15 protein-coding genes are annotated in these 20,040 nt (G+C 58.8%); 10 read left to right on the top strand and 5 right to left on the bottom strand.

What is annotated here, in order from left to right; genetic code table 11:
* Nucleotides 1-26 precede the first annotated feature (26 nt).
* Nucleotides 27-401 (bottom strand): type II secretion system pilot lipoprotein GspS, encoded by a 375-nt coding sequence (gspS, locus tag MMW58_RS24065; RefSeq protein WP_133600614.1) that lies wholly within the window; start codon nucleotides 399-401, stop codon nucleotides 27-29.
* Between the two features lie 614 nt (nucleotides 402-1,015).
* On the opposite strand from gspS, the gene mrcB reads away from it, so the two are divergent.
* The 5 genes from mrcB (at nucleotide 1,016) to fhuB (ending at nucleotide 9,815) form a co-directional block, all read left to right on the top strand.
* A complete protein-coding gene (mrcB, locus tag MMW58_RS24060) occupies nucleotides 1,016-3,562 on the top strand; it encodes a bifunctional glycosyl transferase/transpeptidase (RefSeq protein WP_241722258.1) in 2,547 nt (848 codons plus the stop codon).
* Between the two features lie 286 nt (nucleotides 3,563-3,848).
* Nucleotides 3,849-6,101 carry a ferrichrome porin FhuA gene (gene fhuA, locus MMW58_RS24055; protein ID WP_241722257.1) on the top strand — a complete coding sequence of 751 codons (2,253 nt, stop codon included), beginning with the start codon at nucleotides 3,849-3,851 and terminating at the stop codon, nucleotides 6,099-6,101.
* A gap of 47 nt (nucleotides 6,102-6,148) precedes the next feature.
* Complete coding sequence (gene fhuC, locus MMW58_RS24050; protein WP_133600610.1) at nucleotides 6,149-6,946, top strand: Fe3+-hydroxamate ABC transporter ATP-binding protein FhuC; 798 nt, start codon at nucleotides 6,149-6,151, stop codon at nucleotides 6,944-6,946.
* The gene (fhuD, locus tag MMW58_RS24045) at nucleotides 6,946-7,836 is read left to right on the top strand and encodes a Fe(3+)-hydroxamate ABC transporter substrate-binding protein FhuD (protein WP_241722256.1); all 891 of its coding nucleotides are present in this window, start codon (nucleotides 6,946-6,948) and stop codon (nucleotides 7,834-7,836) included. Before fhuC ends, fhuD begins: the two co-directional genes overlap by 1 nt.
* Nucleotides 7,833-9,815, top strand: coding sequence for a Fe(3+)-hydroxamate ABC transporter permease FhuB (gene fhuB, locus MMW58_RS24040; protein WP_133600608.1), 1,983 nt, complete (start codon nucleotides 7,833-7,835; stop codon nucleotides 9,813-9,815). Before fhuD ends, fhuB begins: the two co-directional genes overlap by 4 nt.
* A 61-nt stretch (nucleotides 9,816-9,876) precedes the next feature.
* Here the strand turns inward: fhuB and hemL are convergent, their stop codons facing one another.
* Nucleotides 9,877-11,157, bottom strand: coding sequence for a glutamate-1-semialdehyde 2,1-aminomutase (hemL, locus tag MMW58_RS24035; RefSeq protein ID WP_241722255.1), 1,281 nt, complete (start codon nucleotides 11,155-11,157; stop codon nucleotides 9,877-9,879).
* A gap of 180 nt (nucleotides 11,158-11,337) precedes the next feature.
* Between hemL and clcA the strand changes: the two genes are divergently transcribed.
* Together clcA and erpA are read left to right on the top strand one after the other, a co-directional pair.
* Nucleotides 11,338-12,756: a H(+)/Cl(-) exchange transporter ClcA gene (gene clcA, locus MMW58_RS24030; protein ID WP_128879036.1), complete on the top strand. Its 1,419-nt coding sequence runs from the start codon at nucleotides 11,338-11,340 to the stop codon at nucleotides 12,754-12,756.
* Nucleotides 12,757-12,838: 82 nt separating this feature from the next.
* A complete protein-coding gene (gene erpA / locus MMW58_RS24025) occupies nucleotides 12,839-13,183 on the top strand; it encodes an iron-sulfur cluster insertion protein ErpA (RefSeq protein ID WP_041144119.1) in 345 nt (114 codons plus the stop codon).
* A gap of 101 nt (nucleotides 13,184-13,284) precedes the next feature.
* On the opposite strand, the gene MMW58_RS24020 is transcribed toward erpA, so the two are convergent.
* From MMW58_RS24020 to mtnN, 3 genes are read right to left on the bottom strand one after another with little or no spacing between them, the layout of a single operon-like run.
* On the bottom strand, nucleotides 13,285-13,908 hold the full coding sequence (locus tag MMW58_RS24020) for a TRIC cation channel family protein (protein ID WP_041144120.1): 624 nt from the start codon (nucleotides 13,906-13,908) through the stop codon (nucleotides 13,285-13,287).
* Nucleotides 13,909-13,943: 35 nt separating this feature from the next.
* The gene (btuF, locus tag MMW58_RS24015; protein WP_241722254.1) at nucleotides 13,944-14,744 is read right to left on the bottom strand and encodes a vitamin B12 ABC transporter substrate-binding protein BtuF; all 801 of its coding nucleotides are present in this window, start codon (nucleotides 14,742-14,744) and stop codon (nucleotides 13,944-13,946) included.
* Nucleotides 14,737-15,435 carry a 5'-methylthioadenosine/S-adenosylhomocysteine nucleosidase gene (gene mtnN, locus MMW58_RS24010; RefSeq protein WP_128879034.1) on the bottom strand — a complete coding sequence of 233 codons (699 nt, stop codon included), beginning with the start codon at nucleotides 15,433-15,435 and terminating at the stop codon, nucleotides 14,737-14,739. The genes btuF and mtnN overlap by 8 nt, the downstream gene beginning before the upstream one ends.
* 86 nt (nucleotides 15,436-15,521) lie before the next feature.
* On the opposite strand from mtnN, the gene dgt reads away from it, so the two are divergent.
* From dgt to MMW58_RS23995, 3 genes are all read left to right on the top strand, one after another.
* Nucleotides 15,522-17,036 (top strand): dGTPase, encoded by a 1,515-nt coding sequence (gene dgt / locus MMW58_RS24005; protein ID WP_241722253.1) that lies wholly within the window; start codon nucleotides 15,522-15,524, stop codon nucleotides 17,034-17,036.
* 136 nt (nucleotides 17,037-17,172) lie between these two features.
* Complete coding sequence (gene degP, locus MMW58_RS24000; RefSeq protein ID WP_123710056.1) at nucleotides 17,173-18,612, top strand: serine endoprotease DegP; 1,440 nt, start codon at nucleotides 17,173-17,175, stop codon at nucleotides 18,610-18,612.
* A 190-nt stretch (nucleotides 18,613-18,802) separates the two neighbouring features.
* A complete protein-coding gene (locus MMW58_RS23995; protein WP_041144125.1) occupies nucleotides 18,803-19,960 on the top strand; it encodes a CdaR family transcriptional regulator in 1,158 nt (385 codons plus the stop codon).
* Nucleotides 19,961-20,040: the final 80 nt, after the last annotated feature.

Genomic DNA, 20,040 nt, shown 5'->3' with positions numbered 1-20,040 from the left:
AACGCAAAATAACCGGCCGCGACATTTTATTCGCGACCTAATCCGGCAATAAAGGGTGCCAGCTGGCGATTAAACTGACTGCATTTGGTTGTTTCCGGAGTGCTGTCCTGCTGCAGCTGTTGATACATCTGCGCGCTGCGCTGCGCCAGGGTTGCGTAATCGATATTTCCCCATCCTCTTTTTTTCCCGACATTCCACGCGGCCTGGGTGAGGGCTTCATCTGCGGGCAGATCGCTGCGATTGCATTTGTTCTTCAGGTAGCGGGCGCCTGCGGCCACCGACGAGAGCTGCTCAAGCTGCGCCTCGCTGCTGACGCCAGGGCTTAACGTTGAGGAGCGATTCTGCTGACAGCCTGAAAGCGCGGCGATCATGATAAGCGGAAATATAACGAAAGTTCGCATAATATTAAGCTGGAATGGTTAACTGAAGGCTAGTTTAACAAATATTTCCCCGCTGTCATCAGTAAATATTATTATATATAGTTAAGCGCCTCTCACTTTTATCCACGGATGGTTTAAGATTTATCTTTACTTACGAGAAAAATATTTATTGTCACAGTCCGAATATAATATTTCGTTCGGCGGGAAGCTTCCGTTTTTATCCGCAGCGCGGGGGCCGAAAAGTGTGAAGCGCACGGGGCGGCGGGGAGCATTTTTTATGTTATTAAAAAACATAATATTTTCTCTTTTGTTACGCTTTGACGGGGTAAAATGCTGGTTAAGCATATCCTGGTTTAGTGCTATCCTGTGTTCCCTGGACGATTCGTGCTATGTCCCAAAATTCTCTGCAGGTGAAGTATGTAAGGTGATGATTTATTTTATGATTTTTTTAACTAAACTCATGAGAATCGATCATAGCTGCGCCGTGAGACGCTGACCGCGTGAAGTACGGTCAATAGAAGGTCGCCTGCAGGAATAAGACCCCAAGGGCGTGAATTTGAGAGATATCTTCTTCCTCTGGCAGGGGGAAGCATTGAGAATCAGGCTTTTACGCCTGAAAGTTGCGGAGAAAAAGCATGGCGGGAGATGACCGCGAGCCTATCGGACGTAAGGGTAAACCCTCCCGTCCGGCAAAACAAAAAGTGACTCGTCGTCGGGTTCGGGACGAGGACTATGACGATGATTACGACGACGATTATGAGGACGAAGAGCCGATGCCGAAGAAAGCGAAAGGCAAAGGTAACAAGCCTCGGCGTAAACGTACCTGGCTGTGGCTGTTGATCAAGCTGGGTATCGTTGTCGCGGTGCTGGTTGCTGCCTATGGCGTCTACCTCGATCAGAAGATCCGCAGCCGCATTGACGGCAAGGTTTGGGAGCTTCCGGCGGCGGTGTATGGCCGGATGGTCAACCTTGAGCCCGATATGCAGGTCAGCAAAAACGAAATGGTGCGCCTGCTGAACGCCACGCAGTATCGTCAGGTGAGCGCGATGACGCGCCCGGGCGAATATACCGTGCAGGCCAACAGCATCGAGATGATTCGCCGTCCGTTTGATTTCCCGGACAGTAAAGAAGGGCAGGTGCGCGCGCGTCTGACCTTTGATGGCGATCGTCTGGAAACGATCGAGAACATGGAGAATAACCGCCAGTTTGGCTTCTTCCGCCTCGATCCGCGGCTGATCACCATGCTGCAGTCGGCCAACGGCGAGCAGCGCCTGTTCGTTAAGCGCAGCGGCTTCCCGGACCTGCTGGTTGATACCCTGCTGGCTACCGAAGACCGCCACTTCTACGAGCATGACGGCATCAGCCTGTACTCGATCGGTCGTGCGGTGCTGGCCAACCTGACGGCGGGGCGCACGGTGCAGGGCGCCAGTACCCTGACCCAGCAGCTGGTGAAAAACCTGTTCCTCTCCAGCGAGCGCTCCTACTGGCGTAAGGCCAACGAAGCCTATATGGCGCTGATCGTTGACGCCCGTTACAGCAAGGATCGGATCCTCGAGCTGTATATGAACGAGGTCTACCTCGGCCAGAGCGGCGATAACGAAATTCGCGGCTTCCCGCTGGCCAGCCTTTACTACTTTGGCCGTCCGGTGGAAGAGCTGAGCCTTGACCAGCAGGCTCTGCTGGTGGGGATGGTAAAAGGCGCATCGATTTACAACCCGTGGCGTAATCCGAAGCTCTCGCTGGAGCGTCGTAACCTGGTTCTGCGCCTGCTGCAGCAGCAGAACGTTATCGACCAGGAGCTGTACGACATGCTGAGCGCCCGTCCTCTGGGCGTGCAGCCGCGCGGCGGCGTCATTTCTCCGCAGCCGGCGTTTATGCAGATGGTGCGTCAGGAGCTGCAGGCGAAGCTGGGCGATAAGGTGAAAGATCTCTCCGGCGTGAAGATCTTTACGACCTTCGATTCCGTGGCGCAGGACGCGGCGGAAAAGGCGGCCACCGAAGGGATCCCGGCGCTGAAGAAGCAGCGTAAGCTGGCGGATCTGGAAACCGCGATGGTGGTGGTTGACCGCTATACCGGCGAGGTGCGGGCCATGGTCGGCGGCGCGGAGCCGCAGTTTGCGGGCTATAACCGCGCGATGCAGGCCCGCCGTTCGATTGGTTCTCTGGCCAAGCCGGCGACCTATCTGACCGCGTTAAGCCAGCCGAACCAGTACCGCCTGAATACCGCCATTGCCGATGCGCCGGTGACGATTCGCCTCTCCAACGGCCAGACCTGGTCCCCGCAGAACGACGATCGTCGCTTTAGCGGCCAGGTGATGCTGGTTGACGCGCTGACGCGTTCGATGAACGTGCCGACGGTCAACCTCGGGATGGCGCTGGGCCTGCCGGCGGTGATCGATACCTGGGTTAAACTGGGGGCGCCGAAAGACCAGCTCAGCCCGGTCCCGGCGATGATCCTTGGGGCGCTGAACCTGACGCCGATTGAAGTGGCGCAGGCGTTCCAGACCATCGCCAGCGGCGGTAACCGCGCTACGCTGTCGGCGCTGCGTTCGGTGATCGCCGAAGATGGCACCGTTCTGTATCAGAGCTATCCGCAGGCGGAGCGGGCGGTTCCTGCGCAGGCCGCGTACATGACGCTGTGGACCATGCAGCAGGTTGTGCAGCGCGGCACCGGTCGCCAGCTTGGGGCGAAATATCCGGGCCTGCATCTGGCAGGGAAAACCGGGACCACCAACAACAACGTCGATACGTGGTTCGCCGGTATTGACGGAAGCCAGGTGACGATTACCTGGGTGGGTCGCGATAACAACCAGCCGACGAAGCTGTACGGTGCCAGCGGCGCGATGTCGATTTATCAGCGCTATCTGGCTAACCAGACGCCAACGCCGCTGGTGCTGACGGCGCCGGAAGACGTGGTGGATATGGGCGTCGACGGCAGCGGCAACTTCGTCTGCAGCGGCGGAGTGCGTACGCTGCCGGTATGGACCACCGCGCCGGATGCGCTCTGTCGCCAGGGCGAACAGATGCAGCAGCAGCAGCTGGAGCAACAGCAGCAGAACAATCCGTTTAATCAGTCCGGCCAGCAGCCTCAGCAGCAGCAGCCGGCGACCCAGCAGCCGCCGAAGCAGGAAAAAAGCGACGGCGTAGCGGGCTGGATTAAGGATATGTTCGGCAGTAACTAACGACCCGCCAGCTTCTGCAGGCCGCCTCGCTGCGGCCTGCAAGCAGTGCGAATAGGTTGTTACAACATTAGCCCTTTGATACTTCAGTATTAGAGGGCTTTTTCATTTCTGTAGATTACTTAACAGTCACTTAACCCCACAATTACCGTCTGGTTATTTATTCAGCCTTTAGCATCTCAGCAGGGGCATATTGCTTGCCTTGCATTTCGCGTTTCGCCTATTATGTCAGCCGTCATAATAATAATTCTCGTTTACGTTATCATTCACCTTTATCAGAGATCTACCAATGGCGCGTCTAAAAACTGCTCAGCCAAATCACTCGCTGCGTAAAATCGCAGTCGTAGTAGCCACGGCGGTTAGCGGCATGTCTGTCTATGCACAGGCGGCAGTTGAACCGAAAAAAGAAGAAACCATTACCGTTACCGCAGCGGCTGCCCCGCTGGAGAGCGCCTGGGGTCCGGCAGCGACTATCGCCGCCAGACAGTCCGCCACGGCGACCAAAACGGATACGCCTATTCAAAAGGTTCCACAGTCTATTTCCGTGGTGACCGCCGAGGAGATGGCGCTGCATCAGCCGAAATCGGTTAAAGAAGCGCTGAGCTACACTCCGGGCGTTGCCGTCGGGACTCGTGGCGCGTCTAACACCTACGACTACCTGATTATCCGCGGTTTCGCTGCCGACGGCCAAAGTCAGAATAACTATCTGAATGGCCTGAAGATGCAGGGCAACTTCTACAATGACGCGGTGGTCGATCCCTATATGCTGGAGCGCGCGGAACTGATGCGCGGTCCGATTTCCGTTCTCTACGGAAAGAGCAACCCGGGCGGCCTGCTTAATATGGTCAGCAAGCGTCCGACGACGGAGCCGCTGAAAGAGATTCAGTTCAAAATGGGCACCGACAGCCTGTTCCAGACTGGCTTTGACTTCAGCGATTCGCTGGATGATGACGGCGTTTACTCTTATCGCTTAACCGGTCTGGCGCGTTCAGCTAACGCCCAGCAGAAGGGGGCTGAGGAGCAGCGTTACGCTATTGCTCCAGCTTTCACCTGGCGTCCGGATGACAAAACCAACTTTACGTTCCTGTCCTACTTCCAGAATGAGCCGGAGACGGGCTACTACGGCTGGCTGCCGAAGGAGGGGACGGTGACGCCGTTGCCGAACGGCAAACGTCTCTCTACCGATTTCAATGAAGGCGCTAACAACAATACCTATTCTCGTAACGAGAAAATGGTTGGCTACAGCTTCGACCACGCATTCAACGATACCTTTACCGTGCGTCAGAACCTGCGTTACGCGCAAAATAAAGTCTCGCAGAACAGCGTCTACGGCTACGGCATGTGCTCCGATCCGATCTATTCGAGCAACCCGAGCACCAGCCCTTGCGCCAGCGTCGCACCGTCTGATTGGGGTCACTATTTGACCCGTCAGTACGTTATCGATAATGAAAAATTACAGAACTTCTCCGTCGATACTCAGCTGCAAAGCAAGTTTGATACGGGTTCCGTAGAGCATACGCTGCTGACCGGCGTTGATTTTATGCGTATGCGTAACGATATCGACTCCTGGTTTGGCTATGCCGGTTCCGTTCCGCCGTCCGACATCTATAACCTCGATCGCAGCGACTTTGACTTTGGTTCGCACCCTGGCCCGTCAGGCGCCTATCAGGTGCTGAACAAACAGAAACAAACCGGCCTGTACGCGCAGGATCAGATGCAGTGGGACAAAGTGCTGGTTACCCTGGGCGGTCGTTACGATTGGGCTAAACAGGACTCTCTGAACCGCGTGACCTCAACCCAGGACTCCAGAAATGATAAAGAGTTTACCTGGCGTGGCGGCGTTAACTATCTGTTCGATAATGGCGTAACGCCTTATTTCAGCTATAGCGAATCGTTTGAACCGGCCTCACAGACGGGCGCAAGCGGCAATATTTTCGCTCCGTCTAAGGGTAAGCAGTACGAAGCCGGCGTGAAATATGTACCGAACGATCGTCCAATCGTGATTACCGGTGCCGTCTACCAGTTGACCAAAACCAACAACCTGATGGCCGATCCTGCGGGTTCGTTCTTCTCGGTTGAAGGGGGTGAAATTCGTTCACGCGGCGTCGAAATCGAAGCGAAAGCGGCGCTCTCTGCGAGCGTTAACGTGGTCGGTTCGTATACCTACACCGACGCGCAATACACCACGGATACCAACTACAAAGGCAATACGCCGGCACAGGTGCCAAAACATATGGCGGCGCTGTGGGGCGATTACACCATCTTTGACGGCCCGCTGTCCGGTCTGACTCTGGGTACCGGCGGTCGTTTCACCGGCTCCAGCTATGGCGATCCGGCGAACTCCTTCAAGGTGGGTAGCTACACGGTAGTGGATGCGTTAGTTCGTTACGATCTGGCTCGCGTCGGTATGGCGGGTTCCAACGTAGCGCTTCATGTGAACAACCTGTTTGATCGTGAATACGTCGCAAGCTGCTTTAACACCTATGGCTGCTTCTGGGGCGCAGAGCGTCAGGTCGTTGCAACAGCAACCTTCCGTTTCTAATCACTCACCGGGCGCGGTTCGCCGCGCCGTTAAACAAGTTGGCCGCTATGCAGGAAAACACTCCGCAATCCGATACCACGTTTTCGTTGAATCGCGTGACCTTTCGCGTACCTGGTCGTACGCTGCTGCATCCGCTTTCGTTAACCTTCCCGGCAGGAAAAGTGACCGGCCTGATTGGTCATAACGGCTCCGGCAAATCGACGCTGTTGAAAATGCTCGGTCGCCATCAGCCGCCGTCAGACGGCGAGGTGCTGCTCGACGGTCAGCCTCTCGATAGCTGGAGCAGCAAGGCGTTTGCCCGCAAGGTGGCCTATCTGCCGCAGCAGCTGCCCGCGGCGGAGGGGATGACGGTGCGCGAGCTGGTGGCGATTGGACGCTACCCGTGGCACGGGGCGCTGGGGCGCTTTGGCGCGACCGATCGGCAGAAGGTCGAGGAGGCCATTGCGCTGGTCGGACTGAAACCGTTGGCGCATCGGCTGGTTGATAGCCTCTCCGGCGGCGAGCGCCAGCGCGCGTGGATTGCCATGCTGGTGGCCCAGGACAGCCGCTGTCTGCTGCTGGATGAGCCCACCTCGGCGCTGGATATCGCCCACCAGGTTGACGTGCTGGCGCTGGTGCATCGCCTGAGCCAGCAGCGCGGCCTGACGGTGATTGCCGTGCTGCACGATATCAATATGGCGGCCCGCTACTGCGACTATCTGGTGGCCCTTCGCGGCGGCGAGATGATTGCTCAGGGCACGTCGACTGAGCTGATGCGTAGCGAAACGCTGGAACAAATTTACGGTATCCCGATGGGAATTCTGCCGCATCCGGCGGGCAGTGCGCCGGTAAGCTTCGTCTATTAATGGATAAAAACAACGTGATCACCCGTCGGCGTTTACTGACGGCGATGGCGCTATCGCCGCTGCTGTGGCAGATGCGCGGCGCGCGGGCGGCGACCGTCGATCCGCAGCGCATCGTGGCGCTGGAGTGGCTGCCGGTAGAGCTTCTGCTGGCGCTGGGCGTCGTGCCGTACGGCGTCGCCGATATCCCGAACTATCGCCTGTGGGTGAATGAACCGGCGCTGCCGGACTCGGTCATTGACGTCGGGCTGCGCACGGAACCCAATCTTGAACTGCTGACGCAGATGAACCCTTCATATATCGTCTGGTCGGCAGGCTACGGCCCGTCGTCAGAGAAGCTGGCGCGTATTGCGCCGGGGCGCGGATTTACCTTCAGCGACGGTAAGCGGCCGCTGATGATGGCGCAGCAGTCGCTCAACGAGATGGCCGAGCTTATCGGCAAGCAGCAGGCCGCGAAGCGCCATCTGGCGGAGTTCGACGCGCTGATGGACGAACTGCGCCCGCGCTTCGCCCGCCGCGGCGATCGGCCGCTGCTGATGATTAGCCTGCTCGACCCGCGTCACGTCCTGGTTTTCGGTGATAACTGCCTGTTTCAGGAAATCCTTGAGCGCTTTGGTATAAAAAACGCCTGGCGCGGGGAGAGCACCTTCTGGGGCAGCGTGACCGTCGGCATCGACCGGCTGGCGGCCTATAAGGATGTAGACGTGATCTGCTTCGACCACGGCAACGATAGCGAAATGGCGCAGCTGATGCGCTCCCCGCTGTGGCGGGCGATGCCGTTTGTCCGCGAAGGGCGCTTCCAGCGCGTTCCGGCGGTGTGGTTTTACGGCGCTACGCTCTCGGCGATGCACTTTGCCCGCGTGCTGGCGGAAGCGCAGGGAGGCCCGGCGTGAGATCGCGAATTTCTCCCCTGGCGGCCCTGCTGCTGGCCATACTGCTGATTGCCGCCTTCGCGCTCAGCCTTTTCAATCTCAGGATCGCGCTGCCGCAGAACGAGTGGCGTCAGGCGCTGTGGCAGCCGGATATCGATAATATCGCCCAGATGCTGTTTCACTACAGCCTGCTGCCGAGGCTGGCGGTGTCGCTGCTGGTGGGAGCGGGCCTGGGGCTGGTCGGCGTCCTGTTCCAGCAGGTGCTGCGCAACCCGCTGGCGGAGCCGACGACCCTTGGCGTCGCCACAGGCGCCCAGCTGGGGATGACGGTTACCGCGCTGTGGGCGATCCCCGGTGTGCTGGCATCGCAGTTTGCCGCTCTGGCGGGCGCGTGCCTGGTCGGCGCGCTGGTGTTTGGCGTCTCCTGGGGCAAACGACTCTCGCCGGTGACCCTGATCCTCGCCGGCCTGGTGGTCAGCCTTTACTGCGGGGCGCTCAATCAGCTGATGGTCATTTTCCACCACGACCAGCTGCAGAGCATGTTCCTGTGGAGCACCGGCACCCTGACGCAAACCGACTGGAGCGTGGCGCAGCGGCTGTGGCCGCAGCTGCTCGGCGGGGCGATGCTCACGCTGCTGCTGCTGCGGCCTCTCACCCTGATGGGGCTGGACGACGGCGTGGCGCGCAACCTCGGCCTGGCGCTCTCCCTGGCGCGCCTCGGGGCGCTCTCTCTGGCGATTGTTCTCAGCGCGATGCTGGTGAATGCGGTGGGGATTATCGGCTTTATCGGCCTGTTTGCCCCGCTGCTGGCAAAAATGCTCGGCGCCCGCCGCCTGCTCTCGCGCCTGCTGCTGGCGGCGCTGATTGGCGCGCTGATCCTCTGGCTCTCCGATCAAATCATTCTGTGGCTTGCCCGCGTCTGGATGGAGGTGTCAACCGGATCGGTGACCGCGCTGGTCGGCGCGCCGCTGCTGCTGTGGCTGCTGCCGCGCCTGCGCAGTATTAGCGCCCCGGTGATGAACGCCGGCGATAAGGTGCTGGCGGAGCGGCAGAACGTGCTGTGGTTCGCCCTCGGCGGGCTGGTAATTCTGCTGCTGGCGGTGATTGCGGCGCTGGCCTTTGGCCGCGATGCGCAGAGCTGGCACTGGGCCAGCGGTACGCTGCTGGATCAGCTGATGCCGTGGCGCTGGCCGCGGATCCTGGCGGCCCTGTTTGCCGGGGTGATGCTGGCGGTGGCGGGCTGCATTATTCAGCGCCTGACCGGTAACCCAATGGCCAGCCCTGAAGTGTTGGGGATCAGCTCCGGCGCGGCGTTTGGCGTGGTCGTGATGCTGTTCTTTGTCCCCGGCAACGCCTTTGGCTGGCTGCTGCCAGCCGGCAGCCTCGGCGCGGCGGCGACGCTGCTGGTGATCCTGATTGCCGCCGGTCGCGGCGGCTTTTCGCCGCACCGGATGCTGCTGGCGGGCATGGCGTTGAGCACCGCTTTCACCATGCTGCTGATGATGCTGCAGGCCAGCGGCGATCCGCGGATGGCGCAGATTCTGACGTGGATCTCCGGCTCAACCTACGGCGCGACGCCGCAGATGGTGGCGTACAGCGGCTGTGCGATGCTGGTGCTGTTGGCCCTGGCGCCGCTGTGCCGCCGCTGGCTGACGATCCTGCCGCTCGGCGGCGAGGCGGCGCGTGCGGTCGGGGTTGCGCTGACGCCGTCGCGCATCGGCCTGCTGCTGCTGGCCGCCTGCCTGACGGCCACGGCAACGCTGACCATCGGTCCGCTAAGCTTTGTCGGTCTGATGGCGCCGCATATTGCGCGCATGATGGGGTTCCGCCGCACGATACCGCATATGGTGATGTCCGGGCTGATTGGCGGCCTGCTGCTGGTGTTTGCCGACTGGTGCGGGCGGATGATCATGTTCCCGTATCAGATCCCGGCAGGGCTGCTGTCGACCTTTATCGGCGCGCCGTACTTTATCTATTTGCTGAGGAAGCAGAGCCGCTAGCTTATCGCGGCGATGGTCGTTATTCCGGGCGAGGCGTGATGCCCGCCCGGGAGCGCGTGGGCTACAGTTTGGCGAACGCGCGGCGCGCGGCGGCGATGGTATCGTTGATATCGTCTTCGCCGTGGGCAACGGACATAAATCCGGCTTCAAACGCCGAAGGCGCCAGATACACGCCCTCTTCCAGCATCAGGTGGAAGAAGCGCTTGAAGCGCTCAACGTCGCACTTCACCACGTCCTGATAGCAGGTGACGCTTTCGGCGTCGGTGAAGAAGATACCGAACATGCCGCCAACGTTATTCACCACCAGCGGAATACCCGCGTCGCGCGCGGCGTCCAGCAGCCCCTGGGCCAGCTGGTTGGTTAAATCCGTCAGCGTCTCGTGAACTCCCGGCTGCGCCACTTCGGTTAAGCAGGCGAAGCCCGCCGCCATGGCGATCGGGTTGCCGGACAGGGTGCCCGCCTGATAGACCGGGCCGGTCGGCGCCAGCGCATCCATCACCTCGCGACGGCCGCCGAAGGCGCCCACCGGCATGCCGCCGCCGATGATTTTGCCCAGGCAGGTCAGGTCAGGGACCACATCGTAGTAAGACTGGGCGCCGGCGAGGGCAACGCGGAAGCCGGTCATCACTTCGTCAATAATCAGCAGGGCGCCAAATTCGTCGCACAGTGCGCGCAGGCCCGGCAGGAACTCCGGCTGCGGCGGGATGCAGTTCATATTACCGGCTACCGGTTCAACGATAATGCAGGCAACGTCGTGCGGATACTGCTCGAACGCCGCGCGGACCGACGCCAGGTCGTTATAGGTGCAGGTCAGGGTGTGTTTGGCGAAATCGGCCGGTACGCCCGGGGAGTTCGGCTGGCCGAGGGTCAGGGCGCCGGAGCCCGCTTTGACCAGCAGGCAGTCGGCGTGGCCGTGGTAGCAGCCTTCAAATTTGATGATTTTATCGCGGCCGGTAAAACCACGCGCCAGGCGAATGGCGCTCATGGTAGCCTCGGTGCCGGAGTTAACCATCCGCACCATATCCATCGTCGGCACCAGCTCCGTCACCAGCGCCGCCATTTTCACTTCCATTTCCGTCGGCGCGCCGAAGCTCAGGCCGCGCTGCGCCGCTTCAATGACCGCATTACGAATGGCCGGATGGTTGTGACCGAGTACCATCGGGCCCCAGGAACCGACATAATCGATATAGGCTTTACCGTCGACGTCGTACAGATAGGCGCCGTCCGCACGTTCGATAAACAGCGGCGTGCCGCCAACGCCGCTAAAGGCTCGTACCGGCGAGTTAACGCCGCCGGGGATAAGCTCACGCGCGGCGCTATAGAGAGTTTCAGATTTGCTCATTGCCTGGTTCCTGATTCGTGAAAAATGTTTTGCCGGTTATTCTAAGTTATTCCAGGATAGTTATGAAAGTTTTGCCCAATTGAAACAAAGCGCCAGCGGTGAATTTTTTCCGCGACGGGGGGCGTTCTGGCAGTTAAAATGCCCGCTGTACTATTTGTATGACTATTAACCGACGAGAGTATGAAAGCACAAGCCTCCTCTTTTGAAGCAAAACAAATCGTGCGCCTGCGTCGCGGCGACGTCGTTCGCCGCCTGGTTCAGCGGGATAAAACGCCGCTGGCGGTGCTGTTAATGGCCGCCGTCGTCGGAACCCTGGCCGGGCTGGTGGGCGTCGCTTTTGAAAAAAGCGTCAACTGGGTGCAGAACCAGCGCATCGAAACCCTGGTGCAGGTGGCGGACTACCGTTTCCTGGTCTGGCCGCTGGCCTTTATCACCTCCGCGCTGCTGGCGATGGTCGGCTACTTTCTGGTGCGTCGCTTTGCGCCTGAGGCGGGCGGCTCCGGGATCCCGGAAATCGAAGGGGCGCTGGAAGAGCTGCGGCCGGTTCGCTGGTGGCGGGTGCTGCCGGTGAAGTTTATCGGCGGGATGGGAACCCTGGGCGCCGGCATGGTGCTGGGCCGTGAAGGGCCGATGGTGCAGCTCGGCGGGAATCTTGGGCGCATGGTGGTGGACGTATTCCGCATGCGCAGCCCCGAAGCGCGCCATACGCTGCTGGCAACCGGCGCCGCCGCGGGCCTCTCCGCCGCGTTCAACGCGCCGCTGGCGGGGATCCTGTTTATTATTGAAGAGATGCGCCCGCAGTTCCGCTACAACCTGATCTCTATTAAGGCCGTATTTACCGGCGTGATTATGTCGAGCATCGTATTTCGCATCTTTAACGGGGAAGGGGCGATTATCGAGGTCGGTAGGCTGAGCAATGCGCCGGTCAACACCCTGTGGCTGTATCTGATTCTGGGGATGATTTTCGGCGCGATTGGCCCGCTTTTTAACACCCTGGTGCTGCGTACCCAGGATATGTTCCAGCGTCTTCACGGCGGCGATCTCAAAAAGTGGGTGCTGATTGGCGGCCTGATCGGCGGCAGCTGCGGTATTCTCGGGCTGATCCAGCCTGCGGCTGCCGGGGGTGGGTTTAACCTCATTCCGATTGCCGCGGCGGGTAACTTCTCCGTTGGCCTGCTGCTGTTTATTTTTATCGCCAGGGTGATAACCACGCTGCTGTGCTTCTCCTCCGGCGCGCCCGGCGGGATTTTTGCGCCGATGCTGGCGCTGGGAACCCTGCTGGGCACGGCGTTCGGTATGGCGGCAACGCCGCTGTTTCCGGGCTATCATCTCGATCCGGGCACCTTTGCCATCGCCGGAATGGGCGCGCTGCTCGCCGCCTCGGTGCGCGCGCCGCTGACCGGAATTGTGCTGGTGCTGGAGATGACCGATAACTATCAGCTCATTTTGCCAATGATTATTACCTGCCTCGGCGCAACACTACTGGCTCAATTTCTGGGGGGTAAACCCTTGTATTCAACTATCCTTGAAAGAACGCTGGCGAAACAGGCCGCTGAACAGGAGGCAAAAGCGCGTGCGGTTGCCGGGGAGAATACTTGAACGATTTACCAGGGTATTAGATAATGGCTCAAAAGGTCCGGTTATTCTTTAAGCGGATCGGCAGTATTAATGGGAGCATAAAATGAGTGATGATGTCGTGTTGCCGCTGGAGTTTACCGAAGCCGCAGCCAAAAAAGTAAAATTCCTGATTTCTGATGAAGACAACCCGAACCTGAAGCTGCGCGTTTATATCACCGGCGGCGGCTGCAGCGGTTTCCAGTACGGCTTCACCTTCGACGATCAGGTTAACGAAGGGGATATGACCATCGAGAAACAGGGCGTTGGCCTGGTGGTTGACCCAATGAGCCTGCAGTATCTGGTCGGCGGCGCCGTCGATTACACCGAAGGCCTCGAAGGTTCACGTTTTATCGTGACCAACCCGAATGCGAAAAGCACCTGCGGCTGCGGATCTTCATTTAGCGTTTGATTCGATCCCGCCGAAGTGGGGCCCATGGACGGGCCGCGCAGCCGGCGCAACTTGCCCGACTGCGGCCTGCAGGACGCTGGTTTACGCCATGAAGCCGCTTTCTAACGCCCGTTATCATCCAGCGCAAACGTCGGCAGCTTCAGGTGCCAGCGGATTGCCGCCAGCCGAATGACCAGCGTCACGGCCATGCCCATCATCGCCGAATTTTGCAGCGACACGTGAAAAGTATCGTAGGCCGTTGCGTGCACGATACCGCCGACAATGCAGGCCGTCGCATAGATTTCGGTACGTAAAATCATCGGGATTTCACGCGCCAGCACGTCGCGAATAATGCCGCCGCCGACGCCGGTAACTACCCCCATGCAGACCGCAACCAGCGGACCGCTGTGGGCGATAAAGGCCTTATTGACGCCGATGCCGACAAATACCGCCAGGCCGACGGCGTCGAGCACCGGCAGTATCCATTTAGGCAGCCGGCGCGGTTGGCGTACCAGCAGGATCGTCAGCATGCTGGTCACCATGGCCACCACCAGGTCCGTTGGGTCTTTAACCCAGAACACCGGGCCGTTGGCGAGCGCCATATCGCGGATCGTCCCGCCGCCCACGGCGGTCACCACTCCCAGCACCAGCACGCCGAAAGGGTCCATCCGCAGTTTGCCGGCCAGCAACACGCCGGAGATCGCAAATACGGCGGTGCCAATAATATCCAGCCAATAGACAAGCATCGTCAGTTCCCGCTTAGCGCCTGGTTAACAGGCGATTATTTTACCTGCTCGAGCGCAGTACAGAGTTGTTTTGCGGCGAGGATAATACGTGGGCTCGCGCGTTCAAACCAGTCGCTATGCAGCGCAATCAGCGAAATTTTTAACTGATTATGCCAGTAGCGTTCGACTTCGGGAATTTTGCGGGCATCGCCGGTGATGACAATAGCCTGCGGCTGCCTGGCGAGAACCTGCTCGCGGCTGACCTGGGGCCAGGGCGCTTTACTGGCAGCGAAAATATTCTCCCCGCCGCACAGCGTCAGAACCTGATCCTGAATCGATCCCTGGCTGCTGGTAAAAAGAGGGTTGCTGCCAAACTGGAGAAAGACGCGCTTCTTCGGAAGGTGGGCGTAGCGGTCCTTCAGCGCGCGATAGTCGTCCTGCATCTGCTGCGCCGCCTGGCGGGCCTTTTCCGGCTGAGGGCTCCACTGCGCCAGCTGTCGCAGGGTGGTGATAATCTCTTCGATGGTGGCGGTATCGACCCAGATGACCTTGATACCGAGGGCGCTTAGCTGATTAACCTGCCGCTCGGCGTTGCCTCCGCGCCACGCCAGGACCAGATCGGGCCTGAGGGCGACAATGCGCTCCAGATTCATCCCCTGCCAGCTGGAAACCTGCTCGATGCCGGCGGCCTCCGGCGGGTAGTCGGAATAGCTGCTGACGCCAACCGGCGTGATGCCGGCCGCAAACGCCAGCTCGGTATTGGCCGGGGATAGCGTAATCACCCGCGGCGCGGCAAACAGCCACGCCGGGGCCAGCAGCAGCAGGGCGGCAAGCGCCTGTTTTAGCGATTTAGCCACGCGTCAGGTTCTGCACCAGATTTTCCACCATCAGGGTGGACTGCCTGGCGGCGACGGCGAGGAACTCGTCGAAGCTCAGATGGGACTGCTGATCGGCAACGTCGGAAATGGCGCGAACCACCACGAACGGGACGCCGAAGTTATGGCAGACGTGCGCGATGGCGGTGGCTTCCATTTCGACCGCTACGGCCTGCGGGAAGTTATGGCGGATTTTCGCCAGCCCGACGGAGCCGTTGATGAACGCGTCGCCGCTGACGATCAGACCGCGTACCGCGTTAAGATTCAGCGCTTCGATGCTGCTTTGCGCGGCGGCAATCAGCTTATCGTCGGCTTTGAAGCCCGCCGGGCAGCCCGGCAGCTGGCCGTATTCGTAGCCGAATGCGGTCACGTCGGCGTCATGGTAGCGGGTTTCGTCGGAGATAACGATATCACCGACTTTTAGCGTTGGCTCAAGACCGCCCGCGGAGCCGGTGTTGATAATCACGTCCGGCTTGCAGACTTCCAGCAGCAGCGCCGCGCCCATCGCCGCGGCAACTTTACCGATCCCCGATTTCAACAGGGCGACGTCGGTACCGTGAAGCTGGCCGGTATAAATTTCGCTGCCGCCAAGGGTGATAGTCTGGCGGTTTTCGATTTTGTCGCGCAGAAGGGTAACTTCTTCTTCCATAGCGCCAATAATGCCGATTTTCATAGATTTACTCGCGATGTGTCAGGTTTAGTTGCATAGTCTATCATGCACTCAAAGGGAAACGTTATTGCTCGCGAGCGGGAGAGGCTATGGCAAAGATTGATTTTCGCAACAAGATTAACTGGCGCCGACGCTATCGCTCGCCGCAGGGCGTCGAAACTGAGCGTGAAATCCTGCGTATTTTCGAAAGCGATCGCGGGCGCATTATTAACTCCCCGGCCATTCGCCGTTTACAGCAGAAAACCCAGGTCTTTCCGCTGGAGCGCAACGCGGCGGTGCGCACCCGGCTTACCCACTCTCTCGAAGTGCAGCAGGTTGGACGCTACATTGCCAAAGAGGTGCTGAGCCGGCTGAAGGAGCAGCAGCTGCTGACGGCCTACGGCCTGGATGAGCTCGGCGGGCCGTTCGAGAGCATCGTCGAGATGGCGTGCCTGATGCACGACATCGGCAACCCGCCGTTTGGCCATTTTGGCGAGGCGGCAATCAATGACTGGTTCAGCCAGCGCCTCGCGCCGGAGGATGCGGCTAACGAAGCGCTGCCCAACGATCGCTGCACGGTGGAGGTGCTGCGCCTGCGGCCGGACGAGGAGTCACTGAACGCGCTGCGCGGTAAGATCCGCCAGGATCTATGCTGGTTTGAGGGCAACGCGCAGGGGATTCGTTTAGTACATACGCTAATGCGAATGAATCTTACCTGGGCGCAGGTTGGCTGTATTCTTAAATATACCCGCCCGGCCTGGTGGCGCGGTGACGCGCCTGCCAGCCACAGCTATTTAATGAAGAAGCCTGGTTATTATTTAGCCGAAGAAGGCTATATTGCGAGGTTACGTAAAGAACTGGATCTGGCTCCTTACAATCGCTTTCCTTTAACGTGGATTATGGAAGCGGCGGACGATATCTCATATTGCGTCGCCGATCTTGAAGATGCGGTAGAAAAACGAATTTTCAGCGTAGAGCAACTCTATCAGCATCTGTACGACGCGTGGGGGCAGCATGAAAAAGGTTCGTTATTTTCCCAGGTGGTAGAAAATGCGTGGGAAAAATCACGTTCTAATTCCCTAAGTCGGAGTACAGAAGATCAGTTCTTTATGTATTTACGGGTGAATACGCTAAATAAACTGGTGCCGTATGCGGCCCGACGCTTTATAGATAACATCGCGAAGATTTTTACCGGTGATTTTAATCACGCGCTGCTTGAGGATGATAGCGACTGCAGTCAGCTGCTGGAGCTATATAAAAACGTGGCGATAAAACATGTGTTTAGCCATCCGGATGTTGAGCAGCTGGAATTGCAGGGCTATCGCGTTATTAGCGGGCTGTTAGACATCTATAAGCCGCTTCTGAAATTGTCGCTGGAGGAGTTCAGCTTATTAGTCGAAAAAGAGAGAGTGAGAAGTCTGCCTATCGCTTCGCGACTATTTCAGAAACTTTCCACGCGACATCGGCTGGCCTACGTGGAGGCAGTAAACAAAATTCCGGCAGATTCCGCAGAGTTTCCGCTGATGGAATACTATTATCGCTGCCGCCTGATCCAGGACTATATTAGCGGGATGACGGACCTGTATGCATGGGATGAATATCGGCGGCTGATGGCGGTAGAATAGGTACAGGTTTTGTAAAGACGGACAATAATTTTTTACTTTTTGGCAGTGCTTAATTCCGGAACTTAGCGCGATAAAATGACTCTGATAGTCACTTACATAGCAATTCTGCGTTATCTAAAATCGAGATATGAGACATATGAAAAAAACCACGTTAGCAATGAGTGCACTGGCTCTGAGTTTAGGTCTGGCGTTATCCCCGCTCTCTGCGAGCGCGGCAGAAACAGCTTCTTCGGCGACCAATGCGCAGCAGATGCCAAGTCTGGCCCCGATGCTGGAAAAAGTCATGCCGTCGGTCGTCAGCATCAACGTTGAAGGCAGCACCACCGTGAACACGCCGCGGATGCCGCGTAACTTCCAGCAGTTCTTCGGCGACAACTCGCCGTTCTGCCAGGACGGTTCACCGTTCCAAAGCTCTCCGTTCTGTCAGGGCGGCGGGCAGGGCGGCGGCGCGCCGGCTGACGGCGGCCAGCAGCAGAAATTTATGGCGCTGGGCTCCGGGGTCATTATTGATGCGGCGAAAGGCTATGTCGTCACCAATAACCACGTTGTGGACAATGCGACGACCATCAAAGTGCAGCTCAGCGACGGGCGCAAGTTTGACGCCAAAGTGGTGGGTAAAGACCCGCGTTCCGATATCGCGCTGATTCAGATTCAGGATCCGAAAAACCTGTCGGCAATCAAGCTGGCTGACTCCGACGCCCTGCGCGTCGGCGACTACACCGTGGCGATCGGTAACCCGTTCGGTCTGGGTGAAACCGTGACCTCCGGTATTGTTTCCGCTCTCGGCCGCAGCGGCCTGAACGTGGAAAACTACGAAAACTTTATCCAGACCGATGCGGCGATTAACCGCGGTAACTCCGGCGGCGCGCTGGTGAACCTGAACGGCGAGCTGATCGGTATCAATACCGCGATCCTCGCGCCGGACGGCGGCAACATCGGCATCGGCTTTGCTATCCCGAGCAACATGGTGAAAAACCTGACCGAGCAGATGGTCAAATATGGCCAGGTGAAACGCGGTGAGCTGGGGATCATGGGGACCGAGCTGAACTCTGAGCTGGCAAAAGCGATGAAGGTCGATGCCCAGCGCGGTGCCTTCGTCAGCCAGGTGATGCCGGGCTCTGCCGCGGCGAAAGCCGGTATCAAGGCCGGGGACGTGATTACCTCGCTGAACGGTAAGCCGATCAGCAGCTTTGCCGCACTGCGTGCGCAGGTCGGAACGATGCCTATCGGCAGCAAGGTCGAGCTTGGCCTGGTGCGCGATGGCAAACCGGTCACCGCGACCGTTGAGCTGCAGCAGAGCAATCAGACCCAGGTTGACTCCAGCAGCATCTTCAACGGTATCGAAGGGGCTGAAATGAGCAACAAGGGCCAGGATAAAGGCGTGACGGTCAATAACGTCAAGGCCGGGACCCCTGCGGCGCAGATTGGCCTGAAGAAAGGCGATATTATCGTCGGCGCTAACCAGCAGCCGGTGAAGAATATTGCCGACCTGCGCAAAATCTTCGACGCTAAACCGTCGGTGCTGGCGCTGAATATTCAGCGCGGTGATAGCACTATCTACCTGTTGATGCAGTAATCTCTGTCGGCTACACCGGCCCCTTCTCCTCGCCCGAGGGAAGGGGCTTTTTTTACCCTGTACCGCTGGCGAACCGTCATTCTGTGATTCCTTCCACAACTCCATACTTCTCTCCCGCGCTTTGTGCATACGCACAATGCAGCGCTAACCCAACTCTTTTATGCTGATGCCCTGCTCACGGGAGGGTTACATGGCTGGCTGGCATCTTGATACCAAAATGGCGCAGGATATTGTGGCGCGTACCATGCGCATCATTGATACCAATATCAACGTAATGGATGCCCGTGGGCGCATTATTGGCAGCGGCGATCGTGAGCGTATTGGTGAATTGCACGAAGGCGCGCTGCTGGTCCTCTCGCAGGGACGTATTGTCGATATCGATGATGCGGTGGCCCGTCACCTGCACGGGGTACGCCAGGGGATCAACCTGCCGCTGCGTCTGGAAGGGGAAATCGTCGGCGTCATCGGCCTGACCGGCGAGCCTGAAACGCTGCGCAAGTATGGCGAGCTGGTATGCATGACCGCAGAGATGATGCTGGAGCAGTCCCGGCTGATGCACCTGCTGGCTCAGGACAGCCGCCTGCGTGAAGAGCTGGTGATGAACCTGATTCAGGCGGAAGAGAACACCCCGGCGCTCACCGAATGGGCGCAGCGCCTGGGAATCGACCTGAATCAGCCGCGGGTGGTGGCAATGATTGAGGTCGATAGCGGCCAGCTGGGCGTGGATAGCGCCATGGCGGAGCTGCAGCAGCTGCAGACGGCTCTGACCACCCCGGATCGCAATAACCTGGTGGCGATTGTATCATTAACGGAGATGGTGGTTCTTAAGCCCGCGCTCAACGCCTTTGGCCGCTGGGATGCGGAAGATCACTGTAAACGGGTTGATCAGCTTATCGCCAGAATGAAGGAAAACGGCCAGCTGCGTTTCCGCGTGGCGTTAGGCAACTTCTTTACCGGGCCCGGGAGCATCGCGCGTTCGTATCGTACCGCCCGCACCACCATGATGGTCGGCAAGGAGCGCATGCCGGAGAGCCGGAGCTATTTTTATCAGGATTTGATGCTGCCGGTGCTGCTCGATAGCCTGCGCGGCGGCTGGCAGGCCAACGAGCTGGCCCGTCCGCTGGTTCGCCTGAAGGCGATGGACAATAACGGCCTGCTGAGACGCACGCTGCAGGCCTGGTTTCGCCATAACGTTCAGCCGCTGGCGACCTCGAAGGCGCTGTTTATTCATCGTAATACGCTGGAGTATCGGCTGAATCGTATTTCAGAGCTGACGGGGCTGGATCTGGGCAGTTTTGACGATCGGCTGCTGCTCTATATTGCGCTGCAGCTGGATGAACAGAGGTAGGGAATAATCCCGGATGATGGCGAGAACGCCTTATCCGGGCGGCTGTACACATAGCCCCGACGGGCATCGCCGGCCAGGGA

It is taken from the genome of Klebsiella sp. HC6 (genome assembly GCF_022605325.1).
In the GTDB taxonomy this organism is placed as follows: Bacteria; Pseudomonadota; Gammaproteobacteria; order Enterobacterales; family Enterobacteriaceae; genus Klebsiella; species Klebsiella terrigena.
This window is presented reverse-complemented; position numbering and strand designations above follow the sequence as displayed.

Excerpts from the sequence above, each read along its gene's own strand:
- erpA (WP_041144119.1), top strand. The coding sequence starts at position 12,839 with ATGAGTGATGATGTCGTGTTGCCGCTGGAGTTTACCGAAGCCGCAGCC.
- gspS (WP_133600614.1), bottom strand. The coding sequence starts at position 401 with ATGCGAACTTTCGTTATATTTCCGCTTATCATGATCGCCGCGCTTTCA.
- mrcB (WP_241722258.1), top strand. The coding sequence starts at position 1,016 with ATGGCGGGAGATGACCGCGAGCCTATCGGACGTAAGGGTAAACCCTCC.
- MMW58_RS24020 (WP_041144120.1), bottom strand. The coding sequence starts at position 13,908 with ATGCTTGTCTATTGGCTGGATATTATTGGCACCGCCGTATTTGCGATC.
- dgt (WP_241722253.1), top strand. The coding sequence starts at position 15,522 with ATGGCAAAGATTGATTTTCGCAACAAGATTAACTGGCGCCGACGCTAT.
- fhuA (WP_241722257.1), top strand. The coding sequence starts at position 3,849 with ATGGCGCGTCTAAAAACTGCTCAGCCAAATCACTCGCTGCGTAAAATC.
- clcA (WP_128879036.1), top strand. The coding sequence starts at position 11,338 with ATGAAAGCACAAGCCTCCTCTTTTGAAGCAAAACAAATCGTGCGCCTG.
- mtnN (WP_128879034.1), bottom strand. The coding sequence starts at position 15,435 with ATGAAAATCGGCATTATTGGCGCTATGGAAGAAGAAGTTACCCTTCTG.
- hemL (WP_241722255.1), bottom strand. The coding sequence starts at position 11,157 with ATGAGCAAATCTGAAACTCTCTATAGCGCCGCGCGTGAGCTTATCCCC.
- MMW58_RS23995 (WP_041144125.1), top strand. The coding sequence starts at position 18,803 with ATGGCTGGCTGGCATCTTGATACCAAAATGGCGCAGGATATTGTGGCG.
- degP (WP_123710056.1), top strand. The coding sequence starts at position 17,173 with ATGAAAAAAACCACGTTAGCAATGAGTGCACTGGCTCTGAGTTTAGGT.
- fhuD (WP_241722256.1), top strand. The coding sequence starts at position 6,946 with ATGGATAAAAACAACGTGATCACCCGTCGGCGTTTACTGACGGCGATG.
- fhuC (WP_133600610.1), top strand. The coding sequence starts at position 6,149 with ATGCAGGAAAACACTCCGCAATCCGATACCACGTTTTCGTTGAATCGC.